At 73.5% G+C, this 22500-nt stretch carries 19 protein-coding genes and 2 pseudogenes; 9 read left to right on the top strand and 12 right to left on the bottom strand.

Features of this window, described 5'->3' with window-relative positions; translation table 11 throughout:
* The first annotated feature begins 32 nt into the window (after positions 1 to 32).
* Complete coding sequence (locus ACFVVX_RS32525; protein ID WP_387950920.1) at positions 33 to 1295, top strand: pyroglutamyl peptidase; 1263 nt, start codon at positions 33 to 35, stop codon at positions 1293 to 1295.
* Between the two features lie 154 nt (positions 1296 to 1449).
* Here ACFVVX_RS32525 and ACFVVX_RS32520 read toward each other — a convergent pair whose 3' ends face one another.
* The 3 genes from ACFVVX_RS32520 to ACFVVX_RS32510 all read right to left on the bottom strand — a co-directional run bounded on the left by ACFVVX_RS32520 (position 1450) and on the right by ACFVVX_RS32510 (position 6160).
* Positions 1450 to 3552 (bottom strand): right-handed parallel beta-helix repeat-containing protein, encoded by a 2103-nt coding sequence (locus ACFVVX_RS32520; protein WP_387950918.1) that lies wholly within the window; start codon positions 3550 to 3552, stop codon positions 1450 to 1452.
* Positions 3553 to 3696: 144 nt separating this feature from the next.
* Positions 3697 to 4995: an ROK family transcriptional regulator gene (locus ACFVVX_RS32515; protein WP_387950916.1), complete on the bottom strand. Its 1299-nt coding sequence runs from the start codon at positions 4993 to 4995 to the stop codon at positions 3697 to 3699.
* A gap of 241 nt (positions 4996 to 5236) precedes the next feature.
* Complete coding sequence (locus ACFVVX_RS32510) at positions 5237 to 6160, bottom strand: zinc-binding alcohol dehydrogenase family protein (protein WP_387950914.1); 924 nt, start codon at positions 6158 to 6160, stop codon at positions 5237 to 5239.
* 89 nt (positions 6161 to 6249) lie between these two features.
* On the opposite strand from ACFVVX_RS32510, the gene ACFVVX_RS32505 reads away from it, so the two are divergent.
* A complete protein-coding gene (locus ACFVVX_RS32505) occupies positions 6250 to 6693 on the top strand; it encodes a MarR family winged helix-turn-helix transcriptional regulator (RefSeq protein WP_387950912.1) in 444 nt (147 codons plus the stop codon).
* Between the two features lie 165 nt (positions 6694 to 6858).
* On the opposite strand, the gene ACFVVX_RS32500 is transcribed toward ACFVVX_RS32505, so the two are convergent.
* Positions 6859 to 7638, bottom strand: coding sequence for an SDR family oxidoreductase (locus ACFVVX_RS32500; protein WP_387950910.1), 780 nt, complete (start codon positions 7636 to 7638; stop codon positions 6859 to 6861).
* Between the two features lie 233 nt (positions 7639 to 7871).
* On the bottom strand, positions 7872 to 8165 hold the full coding sequence (locus ACFVVX_RS32495; RefSeq protein WP_387950908.1) for a DUF1330 domain-containing protein: 294 nt from the start codon (positions 8163 to 8165) through the stop codon (positions 7872 to 7874).
* A gap of 189 nt (positions 8166 to 8354) precedes the next feature.
* Between ACFVVX_RS32495 and ACFVVX_RS32490 the strand changes: the two genes are divergently transcribed.
* Positions 8355 to 9257: a LysR substrate-binding domain-containing protein gene (locus ACFVVX_RS32490; protein WP_387950906.1), complete on the top strand. Its 903-nt coding sequence runs from the start codon at positions 8355 to 8357 to the stop codon at positions 9255 to 9257.
* 18 nt (positions 9258 to 9275) lie between these two features.
* Here ACFVVX_RS32490 and ACFVVX_RS32485 read toward each other — a convergent pair whose 3' ends face one another.
* The gene (locus ACFVVX_RS32485) at positions 9276 to 9989 is read right to left on the bottom strand and encodes a TetR family transcriptional regulator (protein WP_387950959.1); all 714 of its coding nucleotides are present in this window, start codon (positions 9987 to 9989) and stop codon (positions 9276 to 9278) included.
* 104 nt (positions 9990 to 10093) lie between these two features.
* Here ACFVVX_RS32485 and ACFVVX_RS32480 point away from each other — a divergent pair, with 104 nt between their 5' ends.
* Positions 10094 to 11044 (top strand): oxidoreductase, encoded by a 951-nt coding sequence (locus ACFVVX_RS32480; RefSeq protein ID WP_387950905.1) that lies wholly within the window; start codon positions 10094 to 10096, stop codon positions 11042 to 11044.
* Positions 11045 to 11200: 156 nt separating this feature from the next.
* Here the strand turns inward: ACFVVX_RS32480 and ACFVVX_RS32475 are convergent, their stop codons facing one another.
* Entirely contained in the window at positions 11201 to 11908 is a 708-nt protein-coding gene (locus ACFVVX_RS32475) for an NAD(P)-dependent oxidoreductase (RefSeq protein ID WP_387950904.1), read from the bottom strand.
* Positions 11909 to 12032: 124 nt separating this feature from the next.
* Between ACFVVX_RS32475 and ACFVVX_RS32470 the strand changes: the two genes are divergently transcribed.
* Positions 12033 to 12764 carry a TetR/AcrR family transcriptional regulator gene (locus tag ACFVVX_RS32470; RefSeq protein ID WP_387950903.1) on the top strand — a complete coding sequence of 244 codons (732 nt, stop codon included), beginning with the start codon at positions 12033 to 12035 and terminating at the stop codon, positions 12762 to 12764.
* A gap of 95 nt (positions 12765 to 12859) precedes the next feature.
* On the opposite strand, the gene ACFVVX_RS32465 is transcribed toward ACFVVX_RS32470, so the two are convergent.
* Entirely contained in the window at positions 12860 to 13585 is a 726-nt protein-coding gene (locus ACFVVX_RS32465; protein ID WP_387950902.1) for a hypothetical protein, read from the bottom strand.
* A gap of 230 nt (positions 13586 to 13815) precedes the next feature.
* Positions 13816 to 13959: pseudogene (locus ACFVVX_RS32460) on the bottom strand (hypothetical protein); the annotation flags it as partial.
* 32 nt (positions 13960 to 13991) lie between these two features.
* On the opposite strand from ACFVVX_RS32460, the gene ACFVVX_RS32455 reads away from it, so the two are divergent.
* Positions 13992 to 14744: a helix-turn-helix domain-containing protein gene (locus ACFVVX_RS32455; RefSeq protein ID WP_387950900.1), complete on the top strand. Its 753-nt coding sequence runs from the start codon at positions 13992 to 13994 to the stop codon at positions 14742 to 14744.
* A gap of 191 nt (positions 14745 to 14935) precedes the next feature.
* Positions 14936 to 15466 carry a chloramphenicol phosphotransferase CPT gene (gene cpt / locus ACFVVX_RS32450; protein WP_387950957.1) on the top strand — a complete coding sequence of 177 codons (531 nt, stop codon included), beginning with the start codon at positions 14936 to 14938 and terminating at the stop codon, positions 15464 to 15466.
* A gap of 32 nt (positions 15467 to 15498) precedes the next feature.
* Here cpt and ACFVVX_RS32445 read toward each other — a convergent pair.
* The 3 genes and pseudogenes from ACFVVX_RS32445 to ACFVVX_RS32435 form a co-directional block, all read right to left on the bottom strand.
* A pseudogene (locus ACFVVX_RS32445) lies at positions 15499 to 15597 on the bottom strand (IS630 family transposase); the annotation flags it as partial.
* Positions 15598 to 15660: 63 nt separating this feature from the next.
* Positions 15661 to 17298, bottom strand: coding sequence for an AMP-binding protein (locus ACFVVX_RS32440; RefSeq protein WP_387950898.1), 1638 nt, complete (start codon positions 17296 to 17298; stop codon positions 15661 to 15663).
* A 185-nt stretch (positions 17299 to 17483) separates the two neighbouring features.
* The gene (locus tag ACFVVX_RS32435; RefSeq protein ID WP_387950896.1) at positions 17484 to 18845 is read right to left on the bottom strand and encodes a tetratricopeptide repeat protein; all 1362 of its coding nucleotides are present in this window, start codon (positions 18843 to 18845) and stop codon (positions 17484 to 17486) included.
* A 127-nt stretch (positions 18846 to 18972) separates the two neighbouring features.
* On the opposite strand from ACFVVX_RS32435, the gene ACFVVX_RS32430 reads away from it, so the two are divergent.
* Complete coding sequence (locus ACFVVX_RS32430) at positions 18973 to 20388, top strand: M64 family metallopeptidase (RefSeq protein WP_387950894.1); 1416 nt, start codon at positions 18973 to 18975, stop codon at positions 20386 to 20388.
* 89 nt (positions 20389 to 20477) lie between these two features.
* On the top strand, positions 20478 to 22178 hold the full coding sequence (locus tag ACFVVX_RS32425; RefSeq protein ID WP_387950892.1) for a hypothetical protein: 1701 nt from the start codon (positions 20478 to 20480) through the stop codon (positions 22176 to 22178).
* Positions 22179 to 22500 lie beyond the last annotated feature (322 nt).

Genomic DNA, 22500 nt, shown 5'->3' with positions numbered 1-22500 from the left:
GGACCGTCAGCTCGCTCGGTAATGTCCATGCCATGATCTCCGCTCGCCATGCCCTCCTGGCCGCGACCCTCACCGGCGCACTCGCCGTCCCCCTGCTGCCGGGCACCGCCACCGCCCAGGCCCAACCGGCCTGCCGTACCGTCGGCGCTCCCCCGGTGGACCCCGAGCAGTCCCGCCTCGGGGATCCGAGAGCGGCCGCCTTCACCGAGCGGGCCGGCCTCGGCGACTTCGTCCGCCGCTTCCCCGCCGCCCTGTGCACCGCCCGGGACGCCGCCGAGGCCGGGCGGCTCGTGGACGCCTGGGGCCAGGCGCTCTGGCGGGCGGCGGTCAACCGCGCGCAGGACCGGCGCCCCGGCGGCGACCTGCCCGCACGGGACGACCGCCCGCTCTACTGGACCCGGCTGGCGATGACCGTCCGGCTCGCCCAGTGGCGGCCCGACTTCGCGGTCGACGCCAGGGCCCTGCGGGAGCGGTTCGAGGACGCCTCCCGCGGGCTGCAGGACAACGAGTTCAGCGGGGAGCCGGGCCTGCGCCGGGTCTTCGTGAGCGGCTTCGACCCCTTCGGCCTCGATGGCGAACTGCGCCGGGCCAATCCCTCCGGATCCGCCGTCCTGCGACTGAACGGCCTGCGGATCACCCTGGCCGACGGCACCCGCGCCGAGGTCAGGGCCGTCCTGCTCCCGGTCCGCTACGCCGACTTCGACCGCGGGATCGTCGAGCGCGCCTTCGCCCCGCGGCTGACCCCCGGCCCCCGGTCCGCCGATCTGATCACCACGATCAGCCAGGGCTACCCCGGGCTGTTCACCCTGGAGGCCTGGGCCGGGCGCGCCCGATCCGCCGACCCGTACCCCGACAACACCGGTGCGCTCTCCGGCGGCACCCGGGACCACCCGGTGACCGCCCCGGGCCTCGGCCCTGGGGCGGAGTTCATCGCCACCAGCCTGCCCACCGGGCCCATGACGACCGTCCAGCAGCCGTACCCCGTGCTGCTGAACACCAGCGTCACCGAGATCCCCGCCGGGGGCACCGGGCCGATCGACCGCGAGGACGGCCCGACCCCCGGCTCCCGGGCCGTCGAGGGCGGTGGCGGCGGCTACCTCTCCAACGAGGTCGCCTACCGCTCCAACCGCCTGCGGCTGGAACTCGCCCCGCGGCTGCCCGGCGGCCACCTGCACACCCCCGTCCTCACCGGCCTGCCCACCCAGCCCGAGCAGCTCACCGGCCCGGACCTGGAGCGCAACGAGGCCGCGATCGGCGACGAGGTCCTCGCCGTCCTCCGGCAGACCGGGTCCTGAGACCCGACGCCCCACCGCCGGGGCACGGGCACGAGCACGAGCACGGCGGCACCGGGCCGGTCCGCGGAGGGTCCTCCCCCGCAGACCGGCCCGGTGCAGTCCAGCCGGCCCTGACCGTTCAGGCGGCCCCTGGCGTCCGGGCGGCTTTGGGCGGTCAGGAGGCCGGCCCGACGATCACCTCGTCGACGGTGAAGCCGCCCGTCGGCGCGGCCGCCCCGGGCACCCGGGCCCGTACCTGGGCGGCCGGTCCGGCGGACGGGCCGGTGGCGGCGCCCGTCACCACCTCGGCGCCGTCCCAGCGGACGTCGTACGCTCCGGCCGCGGGGTGGAGGACCAGCTCCAGCAGGTGCCACTGCCGCGCCGTGTACGCGGGACCGGTCTCCTGCCAGACGCCGGCCTGCGTCCAGGCGGTCCGGCCGCTCGCCGCGAGCGAGAACTGGGCGACCGGCGCACCCGCCGCGTCCAGCAGGTGCAGGCCGAACGGTGTGCCGACCGGCTGGCCCGCCCACACCCGGGCGGAGATCCGCAGGTCCCCCGAGGCCGTGAAGGAGGTCACCGCCGAGGTGTCGGCCGCACCCTGGGTGAGGGCGAGCGCCCGGCCGAAGTCCCCGGCCGGGTCGGCGACCACGGCCGTCCCGGCGGGGCTGGTGGTCCACCCGGCCGGGGCCGCGCTCGGCGCGTCGGTGTCGAAGCGGCTGATCGAGACCGGGGTGCCGACGCCCGGCCCCTGGTACGCACCGATGTTGGGCGCGGTACCGGCCGGGACGGGGTTGCCGAAGTAGTCCCGGCCGCCGTTGTCCGCGATCGGCGCGCCCGCGGCCAGCAGCGGGTAGCCGGCCAGTAGTTGGATGCCCCTGGGGTCGCGGACCTGCGGGGCGGCGAGGCCGGGTGCGGCGGTGACGGTGCCGGTCGCCCCCGCATAGGCGGCGACGTTGCGGAAGGCGTTGTGGTCGACCGTGAACGCCGGGTCGGTGAGCGCCCAGGAGACGGTGCCGGCGCCCTCCTTGCGGACCACGTTGTTGCGGAAGCTCACGTCCAGGGTGGCGCTGGTGCTCTCGGTGACCAGCGCGGTGGAGATGCCGGCGCCGACCTCGATGGTGTTGTTGTAGATCTGACCGTTCGTCAGAGGCCCCGGGCAGACCTGGAATCCACGGGCCCGGTCGTTGACCGAGATGTTGTAGCGGATGGTGAAGTCCGCGGTCGGCCGGTCGTAGGGGCAGAGCAGGAAGAACCCGCCCTCGTTGTCGTGCGACAGGTTGTACTGGAAGACCGTGCCGCGGGTGGAGTGGTCGACGTCGTACGCCATGCCGTCGGAGGTGGTCCGCCCGCCGGAGGTGTCGTTGAACTGGAAGACGGTGTCGTCGCTGTTCGCCGTCCACATACCGGCGTTGGGGCTGCCGGAGCGGACGTTGAAGCCGGTGAGCCGGTTGCGCTCGACCAGGGCGCCGGTGCTGCCCTTGACCACGATCCCGTCGCCGCCGACGTCGTCGAGGCGGTTGCCGCGGATCACCAGACCGGTGGAGGGCTGCCAGTTCGCGGTGCAGAGGCTGTTCCAGAAGGTCGCCAGCTCGGGCCGGCGGCACCAGTTGGACCAGGTGTAGATGCCCTGGCGGTCCACCGAGCGGATCTCGTTGTCGAGGATCCGCATCCCCGCGAAGGCGGTCGGCACGGCGGTCCCGGCGGCCTCGACCACGATCGCCCCGGTCGCGTCCGCGTACTTGCCGTTGCCGTGGTAGTACGGCGAGACGGTCGACGGCATCAGGCCGCGGACGTCGTGGACGGACAGCCGCTGGAGCGTGATGCCGGAGACGGTGCCGGCGTCCGAGGCGTAGACGTAGACCCCGCGCCGGCGCTGGGTGTTGTCGCCGGGTGCGGTCAACTCCAGGTCCTGGACGGTGATCTGCGAGATGTTCCGGAGCAGCACCGCGTTGGCGGCGCCCGCCGCGTCGATCACCGGCCGGGCGGTGCCCGCCCCGTAGGCGCCGACCACCACCGGCGAGCCGGTCGATCCGCCGCCCTTCGGGGCGAGTTCGCCGGTGCAGGTGGTGCCGCGCCGGAACAGCACCTGGTCGCCGGGCGCCAGGGTCAGCGCGTTCACCGGCGCGAGGGAGGTGTAGGGGCTGGCGGCGGTGCCGTCGCCGCTACCGGCGGCCGAGCAGTCGACGTACCGGACGGTGGCAGCCGCATGGGCGGCGGGCAGTGCGGTGAGGCCGCTCAGGACGACGGCGGCCAGGACGAGCGTGCGCAGAGCACGCATGAGGACCCTCCTTGGGTCGGTGACGGGTGAGAAGGCGCGACGCGGCGCGAGGTGGGCGTGCGTTGGACGTGGATCGGGCGCGAGCCGGGCGCGACGCGGGCGCCTCTCAGTGCCACTCGGGCGCAAGCCGGGCGAGGAGAGGCTTCAGCGCAGCCCGAGGGCGGTGAACGGATCGGTGATGACCCGCGCCAGGACCGGTACCGCCGAGGAGCGGACCAGGGTGCGGGGCGCGGAGGCCGCGGGCACGATGTCGGCCACGACCGCCTCGCCGCGGTGACAGTGCCGGGCCGCCTCGGCCCGCACGTCGTCCAGGTACTCCTCGGCGGCCAGGATGCCTCCGGCGAGCACCACCCGGCTCGGGTTGACCAGATCCACCACGGCGGCCACGGCCCGACCCACCCGCCGGGCCCGCAGGCGCAGCAGGTCCTGCGCCCGGGCGTCGCCGCTCCCGGTGCCGGCCGGGCGGGCGGCGGCGATCAGGTGCTCCAGTTCGAGCGATCCGGCGGCGGCGCGGGCTGGGTCGTACGGGCGGGCTGGGTCGTCCGGCAGCACCCCGGCCGCCCGGGCCTGGGCGACCACGGCGGTGTCGGTGGCCGTCACGCCCAGGCAGCCGCTGCCGCACTGCGGACAGCGCACCGCCGCGCCGTCAGCTGCGGAGGCGTCGGCGGCGGCGGGCAGATGCTCGATGCTCCCGGCCGCGGCCCCCGGCCCCTGGTGCACGGTGCGCCCGATCACCAGCGCGGCGCCGAGCACATTGCCGACGAACACCAGCACGAAGTCGTCCACCTCGCGGCCGGCCCCGAACCAGAGCTCCGCACCGGCGATCGCCCGGACGGTCTGCTCGACCACCAACGGTCCGGGCAGCAGGCCCCCGAGGAGTCCGGCCAGGTCGACGCCGCGCCAGCCGAGCGGCCCGTGCTCGACCACCAGGCCGCGCCCGCCGTCCACCCACCCGCCGAGCGACACCCCGGTACCGGCCAGCCGGCGGCCCCGCAGCTTCTCGTCGAGCAGCGCCCGCACACCTGCGGCGGCCTGCGCGGCGATCCGCTCCGGCGAGAGGTCGGCCAGTCCCGCATGGGCGAGCTCGCGCTCGGCCAGCACGGTGCCGTCCAGCGCGACCAGGCCGAAGGTGGTGCGCAGCAACCCGATGTGCAGGCCCACCGCGGCGGTGCGGTCCGGATCGATCCGCAGCGGGACGCGCGGTCGGCCCTGCACGGAGCCGACCGGGCCGCACTCGCCCAGCAGTCCGGCCTCGATCAGCGGGCCGGCCAGCTTGGTGACGCTGGGCGCCGACAGCCCGGTGAGCCGGGCGATCTCCGCACGGGAGACCGGCCCGTGCCCGAGCACGGCGCGCAGCACGGCCGAGGCGTTGCCCAGCCGCATCAGCTCGGCCCGCTGCCCTGCGGTGACCACACCTGGCGACCGTTCGCTGCGGGGATTCATGACCGTCGGCCACCTCCGTCCTCGGATCCACGGCGGGCCCACGACCCGCCGTCCGTCCCGGACCGGGCGCCCGGTGACTTAGTTTCAGAAATTAAGCCCCGCCGCCGGGCACTCACAACCCCCTGCCCCGAGACTCCGCAAACCCGCAATCCGCCGCAGCACCGCCGCATTGCCGCTGCATCACCCCCGCAATGAACGCCCTCGGGCCTTCCCGGAGGCCTCCGCGCGACGGGGAGGCGCTTCAGGGGATCAGGACGACCTTGCCGAGGTTGCGGCGCTGCTCGATGAGGGTGTGGGCGCGCGCGGCTTCGCGCAGCGGGATCTCCTCGTGGACGGCGGTGCGCAGGGCGCCCGCGGCGCGCAGCTGCCAGAGCTCGCGCAGCCAGCGGGCGTAGAGCTCGGGCTTGCCGACGGCGACGGCCCGCATCTGGAAGCCGATCATCGAGGCGCCGCGGACCAGGAGTTCGTACGCCTCCACCGTGCCGCCGCCGGAGCTGAAGGCCACCAGTCGGCCGCCCGTCGCCAGGGCCCGTACGGCCGGGCCGAGGAGGTCGCCCCCGACGCCGTCGAGGATCACGTCGTACGGGGCACCCCAGTCGGCGTCCTCGTACAGCACCACCTCGTCGGCACCCAGCCCTCGGACGAAGTCGGCCTTGTCGGCGCTGCTGACGGCGGCGACGACGCGTGCCGCCCCGCCGGCCCTGGCGTACTGGAGGGCGAGCGTGCCCACGGCGCTGGCCGCCGCCGTGACCAGGACCGACTCGCCGGGCTCCGTGCGCGCGGCCTCGTAGGCGCCGCGCGCCACCAGCCCGCTGCGGACCAGCGCAACCGCCTCCACGGCGGTGGCGCCGTCCGGGATCGGGGACGCCATGGCGGCGTTCAGGACCGCGAACTCGGCGTAGGCGTCGGCGAAGCACAGCCCGGTGACGCGGTCTCCGACGCCGACGGAGGTGACTCCCGCACCCGCGGCGACCACCTCCCCGGCGACCTCGCCCCCGAACGGGACCGGCCCGCTCCCCTCCCGCACCATGCGCACGGTCGGCAGGGTCACCCCGACCGCCTCGACCCGGACGAGCACCTCCCCGGCCCCCGCCTCGGGCCGGTCGACCTCCTCGGCGAACAGCACCTCCGGTCCACCGTTGACCTCATGACGAATGCGCAGCACAGGACCTCCCCGATCCGGTTTCATTGGATGTCCCAACGATAAGGCGGAGGTCGTTGGGAAGTCCAATGACTTCCGGATAGGCTGTGGCCATGACCTCGGACCTCCAGCACATCCAGTCCCTGCCGACCTGGCTCGTCGGCCGTGTCGCGGCGCGCGGCCGGGGCATGGTCGCCGACGCGATCGCCGCGGAGGGGCTGAAGCTCATGCACCACGCGGTACTGGCCGCGGCGGCCGAGTACGGGCCCGTCACCCAGGCCGACCTGGGCCGCCGACTGGCCGTCGACCCCAAGGACATGGTCGGCATCCTCAACCACCTCCAGCAGGAGGACCTCGTCCTCCGCGCCCCCCACCCCTCCGACCGCCGCAAGAACGCCGTCACCGTCACCCCGGCGGGCACAGCCGTCCTCACCCGCTGCGCAGCCCTGGCCGAAGCCGCCAACGCCGAACTGCTGGCACCGCTCACCCCGGACGAGCAGGCGCAGCTGATGGCCCTGCTGACCCGACTTCACGAAGCGGCGGACACCCCGGCCTGACCCGGCGGGCCCGACCGACGGCAACAGACGGCCGCGCACACCCGCGCCGGCGAGGGCCCACCGCGACCATCCCGGGGCTTGATACCGGCGAGTTCGGCTATTCAACTGTCACCAGCTCCCCGACGGCGCCCACACCTCCCGACCGCCGCACCGAACTCATACGGATCACTTGGCTGCGAGCGGTCCGAGGTAGGTGCCTCCGGAGACGTCGATGGTCTGACCGGTCACCCAACGCCCCTGCGGGCCGGCCAGGAAGCCCACCACGTCCGCGACGTCCTCCGGCTCGCCGATCCGTCCGAGCGCAGTGATCGACTCAAGTCCGGCCACCGCCTCGGGAACCGCGGCGTAGGGGGCGATCATGTCGGTCAGCACCACCCCGGGTTCGACCGTGTTCACGGTGATGCCACGCCGACCCAGCTCGTTGGCGAGCGACGGCCCGAGGGCCGCCAGCGCCGCCTTGGTGACGGTGTAGCCGATCTGGCCGGGTTCGGCGATCCGAGTGGCCGCCGAGCCCATGTTGACGATCCGTCCGCCGTCCCGCAGCAGCGGCAGCGCCCGCTGGACCACGAAGATCGGCGTGCTCACGTTGACCGTCAGCAGCCGCTCGAACTCCTCCTCGGTGAGCTGCCCGATCGAACTGACCGAGTGGATGCCCGCGTTGTTGACCAGGATGTCCAGGCCGTCCGCGCCGCGGTCCGCCAGCCCGGCGGTGAGCCCTTCGAACAACCGGTCCACCGCACCGCTCTCGCCGAACCGGGCCTGCACCGCGAACGCCCGGCCGCCGGCTTCGGCGATCCGCGCCACGGTCTCCTCGGCGGCCGCGTCGTTGCCGCCGTAGTGGACCACGACCAGCGCCCCCTCGGCGGCGAGCCGCAGGGCGACCGCGCGCCCGATTCCACGTGAGCCGCCCGTCACCAGCGCGGTCCTGCCGTCCAGTTCCCCCATGATCACGTCTCCCCTCGCGATGCCCCGGTCGAATCCGGGAACGACTCAGGCTATGCGGACTTGGTGAAGTGCGGTACTGGTCCTGCCGGCACACGCCCGGGTCGGTGCCCGGGCAGCCCGGTCGACGACGAACCGGGACGCAGGGCATGGCTTCGGACTCGCCTCATGAGTCGTCGTCCGGCACCGTGTGCGCATCAGGTGACGGATGCTCGGCGATGGCTGGGCCCTGCCGGTCAGTCGATGCCCTCGATGATGCGGAAGTCGCGCTCGTAGCCGTCGGGGAGGGCCACCAGCGCCTTCTGGTACGCCTCGCTCTCGTATGCCGCGACGGCCTGTTCGAAGCTGTCGAACTCGATCAGAACGGCGCGTTGCGTGATTCCGGCCTCGTGGGCGACGACTCGACTGCCACGGGACAGCAGGCGCCCGCCCCCGGCCTGGACAGCCGGACGGGCCAGATCGTCGTAGGCAGTCAGCCTCTCAGGGTCGGAAATGGCGGGGTAGACACTGACCCAGTAGCCCTTGGCCATGGAAACCTCCGGTGTTCGGCCGGACACGTCCGACTTCGAATTGACACTCAGATCGATCGATCCCGGTGACGGGTACTGCGGTCAGTGGAATCGCCATATGCGCAGGTTAGGGCTTGATGTGCGGCCGGGGGAAAGACCGGTACGGGATAGACTCAGAACGGATCGTTATCAATCGGCCGGGAGGGCACGGTGGCGCCGGACACGGTGAGCCTGCGGTACTTCCTGGTGCTGGCGCAGGAGTTGAACTTCACCCGCGCGGCCGCACGGATCGGTGTCGCACAGCCCGCACTCAGCGCCCGGATGCGCCGACTGGAGGCGGAACTCGGTACGGCCCTGCTGGTCCGCAACACGCGTAGCGTCGCACTGACCACGGCCGGTGCGGCTCTGGCGGAGTCCGCACCGCCCGCGCTGGCGGCACTGGACCGGGCCTGGGACGCCGCCCGGAGCACGGCAGCCGGTGAACTGAGCACGCTGCGCATCGGATACAGCCTCAGCACCGGGGCCGAGACGACACCGGCCCTGGTGGACAGGCTGATGCGCGGCACCAGCGGACTCGAGGTCGGCGCGGTCCCGATGGCGACACCGGAGATCTCCCCCGCGGTCGCCGACGGCCGCATCGACGCCGGGATCACCCGCGGTGAACAACCGGGCCGTGGCGTGCGCCGGTTCCTGCTGCGGCGTGCGCGCATCGGGGTCCAGCTGGCGCAGCACCATCCGCTGGCCGAACACCCGGAGATCGAGATCGCCGACGCGGCCGCGTATCCGCTGCGACTCCCGGACCGTGCGACCAACCCCGTGATCCACGATCAGCTGTCCGCACTGTTCCGGGACGCCCGGCCACACCCCCGATTCCACACGCCCGCGGTCTCCTTCGACATGTCCCAGCGCGACCTGCGCGACGGGGTCACCCTCGCCCCCGCCGGAGAAGCCGCGGTCTCGGTACAACCGGCCGGTCTCACCTGGCGACCGCTGCGAGGCGCGCCCAGTCTGACGATCCACCTGGTCCTCCCACGCGAGCAGTCGCCGCTCCACCGCCGCATCCGTGCCGCCGCCAAGGCCCTGGCGCACGAGCTGCACTGGCTGCCGGACTGACGCGCAAGGGGCACCTCGTCAGGCTCCCGGGGCCTCGACGGTGTCCAGCGCTGGTGCGACGACGGCGAAGGCCCGGTCGAGCAGTGCGGCCGGGTCCTCGGCGCCGTCGCTGTCGCTCCACCGGCGCAGCACGGCGTCGAACGCGGTCAGCGCGATCCCGGCGGCCAGCCGCGGGTACATCGCGGTGGCGGGGTCGAGCCCCAGGCGGTGGGCCAGCTCCGCCGCCAGCTCGTCGCGCCACTGGGCCTGGCGCTCCAGGAACCGCCCCAGCAGGGCGGGCGTGCGCAGAACCAACTGCACCACACGCAGCGCCCGGTCGTCGTGACCGGAGTGCCCGGGGCGTCTGGGGTGCCCGGAGTGACCGGGGTGCCCGGAGTGACCGGAGTCGCCGGGGCGAGCGGACCGGCCGGCGCGGCCGTCGTGGCCGGCGCCGTCCGGGTGTGCGGCGCAGGCCGCGAGCGAGGCCCAGACTGCGTGTCGCAGCGCGACGGAGGGCCGCTCCCCGCCGGGCCGGCCGGCCAGTGCCGCGCGCATCTCGGGGCCCAGGTCGGCCAGGACCTGGACGACCACGTCCTCCTTGGAGGCGAAGTACCGGAAGAACGTCCGTTTCGAGACCCCGGCGGCAGCCGCGATCTCGTCGATGGTGACGGCGTCGAACCCGTTCTCCGCCAGCAGTTGCAGTGCCGCTTCGGCCAGCTCGCCGGAGACGAGCCGCCGCTTGCGTTCGGCCATGGACAGTTCGGGGCGGGTGGTCACCGGGCCATGGTACCGCGATGCCTTGAGTGACACTCAGGAGCGCCTTGACACCAAGTGACACGAAGGACAGCATGTGCCGCATGACAGAGCATCAGCACTGGACCGCCGAGCAGATCCCGGACCAGACCGGGCGGATCTTCGTCGTCACCGGGGCCAACAGCGGCCTCGGCCTGGCCACCACCCGGGCCCTGGCCCGCCGGGGTGCACACGTGGTCCTCGCCGTCCGCGACGAGGAGAAGGGGCGCCGGGCAGTCGCGGAGCTGACCGCCCGGCCGTCGACCACCCGGCAGCCGGCCGCCCGACTGGAGGTGCGCCGCCTCGACCTGGCCGATCTCGACTCGGTCCGCACCTTCGCCCACGGCCTCCACGCCGACCACGGCCGACTGGACGTGCTGGTCAACAACGCCGGCGTGATGGCGCCGCCGCGGACCCTGAGCGCCCAGGGACACGAGCTCCAGTTCGCCGCCCACCACCTCGGCCACTTCGCGCTCACCGGCCTGCTGCTCGACCTGCTGGCCGAGGGGAGCGACCCCCGGGTGGTCACGGTGACCTCGATCAACCACCGGCGCGGCCGGATCCGCTTCGACGACCTCGACGGCCGCCACCGGTACGCACCGATGGCCTTCTACAACCAGTCCAAACTCGCCAACGCGGTCTTCGGCCGTCAGCTTCACCTCCGGCTCACCGGCGCGGGCAGTCCGGTGCGGAGCCTGCTCGCCCACCCCGGCTACAGCGCCACCGGCATCGCGACCGGCACCCCGACCGCCCCGTACCGGCTGCTCTTCGGCCGCCTCGCCCGCCCGCTCGCCCAGGCCCCCGCCCGGGGCGCCCTGCCGCAGCTCTACGCGGCGACCGAACCGGACGTACCCGGCGGCGAGTTCATCGGCCCGGACGGGTTCGCCGAGCTGCGCGGCGGGCCCACCCGGGTGCAGCTGTCGCCCGCGGCCGCCGACCCCGAAACCGGTCGCCGGCTCTGGGAGTTGTCGGAGGAGCTGACCGATGTCCGGTACGGCCTTCCCGCCGTCGCCTGACAGCGCGGCCCCGGCTGTCCGCACCGACCGTCCGCGACCGCCCTCCCCGACTGTCCGCCCCGGCTCCGGGCGCCCCGCGCGCCCGAAGCCGGGCCCGGGGCCGGGCCCGGGGCCGGTCCCGGGCCGGAGTACGCGGAGCGCCCTCCCTCCCAGTACTCAGTAGCCGATCGTGAACCGGCGCTGCACGAAGCGCGGCAGCTCCACCTCGTCGACCAGGGCGACCGCGGCGTCCTCCGCCGAGATGCGGGAGCGTCCGTCGGCGTCCCGGACGGGCTGGTCTCCACCGATCCGGAAACGACCCGTACGCTCGCCGGGAGCGATGTACTCGGCGGGGCTGAAGTACGTCCACAGCCGGTTCGAGGTGCGCAGGACGTTCAGCCCGTCCCGGGCGCCGCGCACCGATGCGGCGTACCCGCGGGGCAGACCGAGTTCGTCGAGGGTCTTGTGCAGGAGCTCCTCCGAGTCGGCCAGCACCACCCCCGGTTCGACCTCCAGACTGCCCGCGCCACCGATCACGATGAGCCGCGTTCGGGGGTGGCGGTCGAGCGCTGCCAGCAGCGCCCGCGCCGCGGTGACGTGGACGGTGGGGTCGGCGATCGAGCGTTCGACGGTGTCGGTGAAGTCCCGGGCGGCGTTGCCGGGCTGGTAGCCGCTGATCAGTACGTCGAGGCCGGGCAGGACGGCGGCGATGCTCGCCGCGTCCAGGACGTCGACCTCGGCCCAGGTGACGTTCTCCCGACGCTCGCCGAGCCCCGCGCTCGATGCGTCGCGGCTGAAGGCGGTGACGCGGTGCCCCCGGCCGAGGGCCTCGGTGACGACCCTGCTGCCGATGGTCCCCGTGGCACCGATGACTCCGATGTGCATGGCTCTCCCCTGTTCCCCTGCATGCGGATACGGGCGCACCGTCCGTTCGGTGACGCCGTGTCAAAACTATACGCCGTGAAGTTTTGATACGGCACCCATGCCGGTGACGCTGTAGAGTGCCCAGGTGACTGGGAAAGCAGTGGCCGGCAGGGCAAGCACCGGCAGGCGCGAGCGGCTGCGGGCCGAGACGACGGCCGAGATCAAGAGCGTCGCGCTGGCGCTGATGGCCACGGGCGGCCCCGACGCCATCACCCTCCGGGCCATCGCCCGCGAGATGGGCATGACGGCCAACGCCATCTACGGCTACTTCCCCACCCGCGACGACCTGGTCACCACGCTCATCAACGACGTGTACACCGCGCTCGCCGACGCCGTGGACGCCGCCTGGGGGTCCTCCGCCTCCGCCGCCCCGGCCGCCCGGATCAAGGCCTGGGCCCACGCGTTCCGGAGCTGGGCCCTGACCAACCCCGAGGGCTTCCGGCTCGTCTACGGCGATCCCGTCCCCGGCTACCAGGCCCCCGACGGCGGCCCCGCGCCGGCCGCCGCCCTCCGGACCTGCACCGGCCTCGCCGCCCTGGCGGCGGCCGCCTGGCCCCAGGCCCAAGAGCACTACGGCGAAAGCCGGTTCACCTGGTCCGACTTCGACCCCGGCCTGCTCGCCAAGGTCCGCCCGGCCTTCCCCGACCTGCCCCCGGCCGGCGTCGCCCTGGCCCTGCGCCTTTGGGGGCACCTCCACGGCCTGGTGTCCCTGGAGGTCTACGGCCACCTGCGCAGCCAGCTCACCAGCCCCGACAAGCTCTTCGACGAGGAACTGACACAGCTCACCCGGACACTGGGCCTCCAGCGCCAGACCTGACCGACCCCGGTCCGCTCGCACACCACTCCCCGGACGAGCCCGGGGCCCTGGGGCCTCGGCACTCAGCCCCTACGACGGGAGCTTGAAGACGGACCCTAACCGACCGGGGTGGTGGTGGGTGCGGCCGCCGGGGTGGTGGGCGGGGTCGGTATCGGGGGCAGGTCGGCGGGGCGGACGGTCAGGTCGCCCGTCACGACGGGGGCGAACGGCGCGGGCGCCATGCAGGTGCCGACCCGGCCCTCGACCGCCTTGCCGTTCGCGTCGATGTCGAGATTCGCCACGCCCCAGGAGAAGCCGACCCGGTCGGGGTGCTCGGGCGAGCCGCCGTCGAGGACGCTGAAGCCCCGGCGCTGCCCGACGGAGTCGGCGACCTCCTCGTCCGCCCGCGTGATGACGGCGGTGAACGAGGCCGTCCGGTCACCCGTCACCAGGCAGTCCACGGCGGCCTCCGAGGTCACGGTGCGGTTCAGCGCCGCGACGTGGTGCGAGATCCGCACCGTGCCGCGCGCATCCGTCGGCAGGCCCTGTGGCGCCTCCGGCAACGGCCGGCTGAACGGCTCGGCCACCACCTCGAAGGTGAAGCGTATGTCGTCGTCGGGAGAGTAGGCGTAGGCGATCCGCGCCGATCCGCCGACCTCCGCCGGACCCGTGCTCCCCGTCGCGGCGGGCGCGGCACCGGCACCAGCGGTGGCGGTGCCGGTGGCACCTGCGGCGGCACTGGACGAGGACGACCCCGCGCAGCCGCCGACGGCGGCCAGCAGTACGGCGACCGCGATCGCCCCGACGGTCTTGGTGCGGGCGCTGGTGATGATGACGGACATGGTGAACTCCCCTGCCTGGACAGCCCGTCGACCGGAGGCCGGGGCTTCTTCCTGCTGACAGGGTCAAGCCTCCCGCCCGGCCCGCAGCCCGGTCCATGTGCCGTTCGGCAGGTTCTTGATCCCTCCGGGCCCGGCACCCCTGCCCATCGGCAGGGGTGCCGTCACCAGGAGAGGCCGCCACGGACCCGCCCCAGGAGAGAGCGCTAGGAAGGCCCGCCCAGGAGGGCCACGGCCATCAGCTCCTCGCCGTACTTGGGATCCGGCACGCCGACCACCTGGACATCCAGGACGTCCGGGTGGGTGTAGAGGAACTCCTCGATCTCGCGCGGGTAAAGGTTCTCCCCGCCGCGGATCACCATGTCCTTGATCCGGCCTACTTCGGCGGGTCCTCCGGGGGAGTTCGACCTTGAACACTACGCTGCGTGATGCTATGGCCAGGGCGGGGCTTGGCCAGGCAGGACTGGCACGCGCCGTCCGGGTCACACCTAAGACTGTGGCACGCTGGCTACGAGATGAGTCCGAAGTGCCGCATCAGCGGAACAGGGAAGACGTAGCGAGAGTGCTAGGGGTGGATGACGCGATGCTATGGCCGGCGGGAATCCGTTCAAGGGTGAAGACCGGGTACGACAAGCAGGTCTATGCCGTCTACCCCTATCGCTCCGCTTGCCCAACAGCTGTGTGGGGCAAGCTAATTGACGACTCCACGTCGGACCTGATCTTCAGTGGCTACACGAATTACTTCTTCTGGCCTCAACAGCCGGATTTCAACGGGATTCTCCGGCGCAAGTCGGATCAGGGCTGTCGCATCCGCTTTCTGCTGGGTGACCCGGAGTCCGAGACAACCAGGCATCGCGAACAGGTGGAGGGCGTCGCCCTGACAGTGTCGACGCGAGTCCGTATGACCCTGGAAGAGTTGGCCAAGCTCGGTCCCCTCCCAGGGCTGGAGGCTCGCTACAGCGCTCCGGAGGACGGCCCTAACCACGTGAGCCTCTCGGTGTTCCGATTCGACTCTGACGCAATGGTGACACCTCACCTCGCATCGGTAGTAGGCCATGACTCGCCCCTCATGCACCTTCGGCGGGGTGAGCCCGGTGGCCTCTTCGACCGATTCTCGGACCATGCCGAAGAGCTGTGGGAGCGCGGGCGGCCTATCGCCTGAGGTGTTCCCCAGCTGATCCCGTCCGACCCGGCCCCCGTGCCCATCGGCAGTGGCCGCGCAAGCCGGAGGGCGGCCCCACGGACCCGCCCTGGTGCTGTGACCGGCAACGTTCACCGGGTTGTGGCAGAGGGTGCGGAGCTCGCGGAATTCCGTTTCGAGCGTTGCCCTGGTGCCTCTACTGTGGCGCGGTGATGACTCAGGTGATCGTTCTCAACGGTGGTTCCAGCTCGGGGAAGTCCGGGATCGTTCGGTGTCTGCAGGCAGTCCTGCCGGATCCGTGGCTGGCCATTGGGACAGACACGCTGGTTGAGGCCATGCCGGCATCCATGCAGGCGTCAGATGGCGGGATCGAGTTCGCTCCGGACGGAGAGGTGATCGTCGGACCGGAGTTCCGAACGCTGGAAGCGGCATGGATCGAGGGAATCGCCGCGATGGCTCGCGCGGGCGCTCGGATCATCGTCGATGAGGTCTTCCTCGGCGGAGCGGACTCACAGCAGCGATGGCAGAAGGTTTTGGGCGAACTGCGGGTGCTGTGGGTCGGCGTCAGGTGTGACGGTACGGTCGCCGCAGGCCGTGAGATCGCACGAGGCGATCGGATCACTGGGATGGCAGCCTCCCAGGCGGATGTGGTCCACCAGGGCGTGGCCTATGACCTGGAGGTGGACACCGCGCATGCCGAGTCGATGGAGTGCGCGCGAGCCATTGCCGCACATCTCAAGTGATCGACGGCCTGGCTGTCCGTCGTCGGGACGAGTCAGGCTGCGGTGGTGAGTGGGCGTCCGCCCCAGCGGAGGCGTTTCTCGCTGCGGGTGCGGGCGCGTTCGCGACGTTGTGCCTCCAGGACGTCGGGGTGGCCCACATCCAACCGGTTCAGGCGTCACCACCGCCAACCCGACGAACGTCCTCGGTCATAGCACTAGGAAGGCCCGCCCAGGAGGGCCACGGCCATCTCCCGCATCTCCACCTTGCGGACCTTGCCGGTGACCGTCATCGGGAACTCGTCCACCACGTGCACGTAGCGCGGGATCTTGACGTGGGCGAGCCGACCCTTGCAGAACGCGCGCACCGCCTCCGCGGTGAGCGGGTCGGCGCCCTCCCGCATCCGGACCCAGGCCATCAGCTCCTCGCCGTACTTGGGATCCGGCACGCCGACCACCTGGACGTCCAGGACGTCCGGGTGGGTGTAGAGGAACTCCTCGATCTCACGCGGGTAGAGGTTCTCCCCGCCGCGGATCACCATGTCCTTGATCCGGCCGGTGATGCCGAGGTACCCGTCCTCGTCCATGACCGCCAGGTCGCCCGTGTGCATCCAGCGGGCGGCGTCAACGGCCTCGGCCGTCCGCTCCGGCTCCCCCCAGTAGCCGAGCATGACCGAGTAGCCGCGGGTGCAGAGCTCGCCGGGCTCGCCCCGGGGCAGCGTGCGGCCGGTCTCCGGGTCGACCACCTTGACCTCCAGGTGCGGCCCCACCCGGCCGACGGTCGACACCCGGCGGTCCACCGAGTCGTCCGCCCGGGTCTGGGTCGACACCGGGGAGGTCTCCGTCATCCCGTAGCAGATGGACACCTCGGCCATGCCCATCCGCTCGATGACGTCCTTCATCACCTCGATCGGGCAGGGCGCGCCCGCCATGATGCCGGTGCGCAGCGAGGAGAGGTCGTAGCCCGCGAACCCGGGATCGGCCAGCTCCGCGATGAACATGGTGGGCACGCCGTACAGCGAGGTGCAGGCCTCCGCCGCCACCGCGGCCAGGGTGGCCGCGGGGTCGAAGGACGGGCCCGGGATGACCATGCAGGCGCCGTGCGAGGTCGCCGCCAGATTCCCCATCACCATGCCGAAGCAGTGGTAGAACGGGACCGGGATGCAGATCCGGTCGAGCTCGGTGTAGGTGCACAACTCGCCGACGAAGAAGCCGTTGTTGAGGATGTTGTGGTGCGACAGCGTCGCGCCCTTCGGGAAGCCGGTCGTCCCCGAGGTGTACTGGATGTTGATCGGGTCGTCCGGGCTGAGCGAGGCCTGCCGCTCCGCCAGGACGGCCGGGTCGCCCGCCCTCCCCTGTACCAGCAGGTCCTCCCAGTCCGGTCCGCCGAGCAGTACCACCTGCTCCAGCTCCGGGCAGTTCGGCCGGACTTCGTCGATCATCGCGGCGTAGTCGGAGGTCTTGAACCGCTCCGCGGCGACCAGCAGCCGGACTCCGGCCTGGTTCAGCACGTACTCCAACTCGTGCGAGCGGTACGCCGGGTTGACGGTGACCAGGATGGCGCCGAGCTTCGCGGTGGCGTACTGGGTGAGCGTCCACTCCGCGCAGTTGGGGGCCCAGATGCCCACCCGGTCGCCCTTGGCGATGCCCCGGGCCAGCAGGCCGAGCGCCAGCGCGTCGACGTCGGCGGCGAACTCCCGGTAGCTCCACCGACGGCCGGCGGCGCGGTCGACCAGCGCGTCCCGGTCGGGGAAGGCCCGCACCGTGCGGTCGAGGTTCTCGCCGATGGTGTCACCGAGCAGCGGCACGTCCGAGGTACCCGACGAGTAGCTTCGGGCGGACGGCGGTGTCGACACGGTTGGCCTCCTGGATGCGGCGGGGTGATGGGTGACGGGCCGGCCCTGCTCCTACCCGTGGAGCTGCGGCTCCACCCGCAGGGGCCGGTCGGCAGTGGCACTGCGGAAGACCATGATCCACGCCGCGCCCGGGATCGGCCACCCCCGGATGGGGGTACGGGAGGGGAGGCCGGTCCGACCGGAGGTCAACGCCCGGTGGCGGCCGCGATGGGCGGGCCCGCGGGTGCGGGGCCCAGCGTCGTCGTCCCCGGGGCCGCGCGGTGCCCGAGCCCGGCCCGGTAGACGTCCAGGGCGCGTTCGGTCCGGCCGGTGCGGCGCAGCAGGTCGCCCAGGAGTCGGCAGAGGTCCGCCAGGTCGCCGGCCGCGCCCGCCCGTTCGAGCAGGTCGAGGGCGGTGGTGTAGTGCTCCTCGGCGGCCGTCGGCGCGCCCCGGTCCTCGGCGATGAGCCCGAGCAGCCGGTGCGCCCCGGCGGCGTGCACGGCCCCGCGGTCCGGGCCGATCCGGTCGAGCAGGCTGCGCAGCAGGTCCTCGGCCTCGCGGCGCCGGCCGCGGCGGCGCAGCACGTCCGCGAGCTCGACGTCCACCTGGTGGGTGAAGAGCTCCGCCTGCTGGGAGGCCAGCATGCCGCGGGCGGTGTGCAGTTCGCGTTCGGCCTCGGCGAGGTCCCCGGCCTGGGCGTGGACGTAGCCGCGCATCCAGTGGCACTTGGCGAGGTCGGAGGTGAGGCGCAGGCGCTGGTAGAGCTCCTGCGCCTTGGCCAGGGAGGCGTCGGCCTCGGCCGCGCGGCCGTCCGCGATCAGGGTGCGGGCCACGCTCCGGTGCAGCCCGGCGACCAGTGCGGGATCGGTGGCGCCGGGGGCCAGCGCGAGGGCCAGTTCGGCGGCCTGGGCGGCCCGGGCGTGCGCGCCCATGTCCATGTACGGGCCGATGGCCGCGGAGTACAGCAGGAGCAGTGCGTCGGGGTCGTGCAGTCCGCTCCGGTTGAGCTGGTCGATGGCGGTCTCCAACAGGTAGCAGGCGTACCGCAGTTCGCCCGCCAGCAGGTGCGCCACGGCGCGGCCCCGGATCGCGGCGGCGCGGCGCGGCAGCGGCTCGGCGGCCAGTAGGTGCTCCGCCTCCTCGAAGCGCTCCCTGGCCTCGTCGAGGCGGCCGGCCTCCAGTGCGCAGTCGCCGAGGCCGAGGACCGCGGCGGGGCGGACGGCGTCGACCCCGTGGTGGGCGGCGCGGTCCAGGACGGCGGCGAAGCGCCGGGCCGCCTCGGCGGTGTCGCCGTCCGCGAGGGTGCTCTGGGCCTCCGTCAGGGCGAGCTTGAGCTCGGCCACCAGGTGGGCCGGCCGGCCGGTGGCCAGTTCGTCGTAGGTGACGCCGAGGCGGTCGGCGAGGTGGCGCAGCGCGGTCTCGGAGGGGTGGACACGGCCCGCCTCGACCGTGGAGACGTAGGCCGCGGTGTAGGCCGGCTCGGCGAGCATCCGCTGGGTCAGCCGCCGCTCCCTGCGCAGCCGTTGGACGCGCCGGCCGACGCCGTCCGGTTCGCTTTCCGCGGTCATGGCCGCCCCTTCCGTCGGGTCCCCGCCGTTTCCGTCCACCCCATTGTCGTGGACGCGGCAGTGTTCTACATTAACTCGTCAATTAAGTCTGATTAACCCTCAACTTACATGGCTTCGGAGGATCATCGTGCGTCACCGCGGATTCACCACCACCGCCCTGGCCGGGGTCACCGCCCTGGCGGCCCTGTGCTTCTGCGCCGGACCGGCCACGGCGCTCGACGCCGGGGAGCCGCCCCGGCCCACCGCCGGTCCGGCCCCCACGTCCGCCCCCGCGTCCGCCCCCGCCCTGACCCCCACGTCCGTTCCCACCCCGGCCGCCGCCCCCGGCGCCAAGGCCCGCCCGGGCGCCGGCCACCAGGTCGAGGCCTTCGCCGAGGACGGCACCATCAGCCGCGCCCAGGTACCGGCGGCTTCCCCGTTCACCGCCCCGCAGTCCCTGGCCGGACCGGCCGAGGGCGACGGCACCGTCACCCAGGTCGTCCACAACGGCACCACCGCCGCAAAGCTCGACGTGGTGGTGATCGGGGACGGCTACACGGCCGCCGAACAGGGGAAGTTCCTCGCCGACGCCGCCAGGAAGTGGCAGGAGATCACCGCCGTCGAGCCCTACACGACCTACCGCGCGCTCTTCAACGTCTGGGCCGTGCAGGCGGTCTCCGCCCAGTCCGGCGTCTCCGGCGATCCGGACCGCGCCACCAAGCGGGAGACCGCCCTCGGCTCCTACTTCTGGTGCGAGGACACCGAGCGCCTGCTGTGCGTCGACACCGCCGCCGTCGACCGCTACGCCGCCAAGGCCCCCCAGGCGGACCTGGTGGTCGTCGTCGCCAACAGCGCCAAGTACGGCGGCGCGGGCTACAACGACGTCGTCTCCCCGCTCGGGTACTCCGGGATAGCCACCGTGTCCGGCGGAAACGACCGCTCCGGCCAGGTGGCCGTGCACGAGACCGGCCACTCCCTGGGCCTGCTCGCCGACGAGTACTTCTACGACGGCCAGGGCGCCTACCAGGGCGACGAGCCCTCGGAGGCCAACTCCACCACCCTGACCGCCGACCAGCTGCGCCGTACCCGCACCAAGTGGTACCGCTGGCTCGGCCGGACCTCGCCCGACGGCGGCACCGTCGGGGCGTACGAGGGCGGCGGCTACTACCCCACCGGCCTGTACCGGCCCACCGACAACTCGATCATGCGATCGCTCGGCCGCGAGTTCAACCTCCCCGGACGCGAGGCCATGATCTCCGGCTTCTACCGCTACGCCGCCACCCTCGCCAGCCCGACCCCCACCACCACCCTGCTCACCCCGGCCGACCGCCTCGCCGTCGAACTGCCCGCCCCCGGCACCCGGCTGCGCTGGTACCTCGACGGCCGCGAGCTGACCGCCCTGCGCGACCGCACGGACCTCCCGGTCGGCGCGCTGCACCTCACCGGCCCGAAGCACCTGCGCCACCGGCTCACCGCCGTGGCGACGGACCCGACCACCGCCGTGATCGACCCCGCACTGCGCCGCGACCTGACGGACACCCTGTCCTGGGAGGTGACGCGCTGACCCCACCCCGGACCGTCCGCCGACCGCTGTGCCACAGTGGCCCGTGACCCGGCACCGACCCGGGTCCGGGCACACCACGGGGGTGGGGGATGACAGCCGGGCCGCCGGACGACAGGTACCCGCGCCACCGCGCCGCGCAGGCCGTCCGCATCGTCGCGTGGCTCGCCTCGCTGATGCCGCCGGACCTGCGCGACCGGGCGCTCCTGGAGCTGGGCGACGCCGCCCTCGACACCACGGTCGACCAACTCCCCTGGCCGGGCCGCTCCCGCCACCGGGCCCGCCCCGCCGACGGGCGGCCCGGCGACCCGGGGCACCGGATCGACGAACTGCGCGCGGCCCGCACGGTGCTGGAGTGCGACGCGCTGCTCGCCGCCGCACCCGCACCCTGGCCCGCCCTCGCCGCCGCCCACCGCAGGCAGCCCTTCGAACCCGCCCAGCGGCGGGCCCTGATCGCGCGCCGGGACTGCCCCGACGAGTTCACCGCAGCGCTGCTCACCCCCTGGGACCCGCGGGTCGCGAACCGCCTGGTCGCCCGTCAGCAGGAGCTGCCCGACTGGTCCTGGCGGCCGGGACTGCTCCGGATCGGCGAGCTGCGGCCCGCCCTGCTGCGCCACGTGCTGACCGGGGAGAACGCGGCCGACGTGCTGTCCGCCACCCCGCGCCTGGACCTGCTGGTCCGGATCGTCGACGGCACCGACCGCAACCACAACGCGCAGGTCCGCGTCTTCTGGACGGCCCTCGGCACCGCACTGCGGGCGGAGCTCGGCCCCGACCGGCAGGCCTGGCTCACCGCCGCGACCCGGCTGCCCGGCCACCGCGGCAGCCTGCGCGGGCTGCTGCGGGGCCTCGGGCGGCCGACCGCCCAGGTCCTCGACGGCGACGCGCTCCCCGACCTGCGGGTCCTCGCCCAGGCACCGGCCGAGATCCTGGGCGACATCCTGGCCCGGCTCACCGACGCCGAGCTGAACCGGATGGCCGAGCGCCCGCTGCGCCGCCTCTGGACGGCGCCCTGCCTCACCGAGCTGGTCCTCGGCCGGCTGCACGGGGCGGGCGTCCCGCCGCGGGCACCGTTCGCCGACTGGGCCCGCGGCACCTACCTGCGCACCACCACGACGCTCGCCTGGCTGTACGGCCTGGACGAGGGGCTCGACCGGTCCACCGACCGCGAGGCCCACTACGACCTGGGGCTGCGGCGCCTGCTGGCGCTGCGCCGACCACCGCGCCGGCCCGCCGCCGATCCGGTGGCCGAGCTGCGGCGGTGCGACGGACCGGTCGAGGCGCAGGCGGTCCTCGACGGCACCTACGGCCCCGCCGGGCCGCCGCCCTGGCCCGAACTGCTCCGGGCCCACGCCACGGCACCGCTGCCCGAGTCCGTCCTGTGCGTGCTCGCCGACCGCACCGGCTTCCCCGACGCCCTGGCCGGCGCACTGCCGTTCGAGCGGCTGTCCCGGCTGGCCGCCCACGCTCCGGCGACGGCCCGGGCGGTGCTGGCGCAGCTGGCCGAAACCTCCACCTCCTCGTACCTGATCGACCGCATCCGCAGGGTCGGCGTACTCGACGACCGGGCGGTGCTGGCGGCGGCCCGACCCGCCCAGGAGGCCCTGCGCTACGTGCACTCCCTCCCCGTGGAGACCGCCTCGCGCGACGCCTGGACCGCGGTCTGCGCCGAGTCGGTCGCCCGGGCCGCCGCCGGCGCGGGCCCGGGCTTCTGGAGCGCGCTGGCCGAGCGCCTGCCGGGCTTCGACGGCCCACTGCCCCGGCTGCTCGAAGCCGTCACCGACCCTGCGTAGCCGGGCCCCGACGCCGTCACGACCCCGTGTAACCAGCGACCCCGCGCAGCCACCGGCCCGCGGCGCCGGCCCGCACAGCCCGGCACGGCCATCGGCACGGTCGGCCCGCCCGCCGGGCCGCGGCGCCCGCCCACCCGCCCGCCCGCCGCTACCGTCCGTCGCCGAAATGCCGGACAATCCGCCGAAAACCCGGATCCGGTGACCGACTGTCACTTCCCGGCAGGCCCCTCACAAGCAGCTGCGCAGCCCCGCCCCGGCGCGCGTAGGCTGATTGGTGCGGGTGGTGGCACATTCCATCCGATGCCAGTGAGGGAAGACCACG

Source organism: Kitasatospora sp. NPDC058170, from assembly GCF_042883905.1.
Taxonomy (GTDB): domain Bacteria; phylum Actinomycetota; class Actinomycetes; order Streptomycetales; family Streptomycetaceae; genus Kitasatospora.
This window is presented reverse-complemented; position numbering and strand designations above follow the sequence as displayed.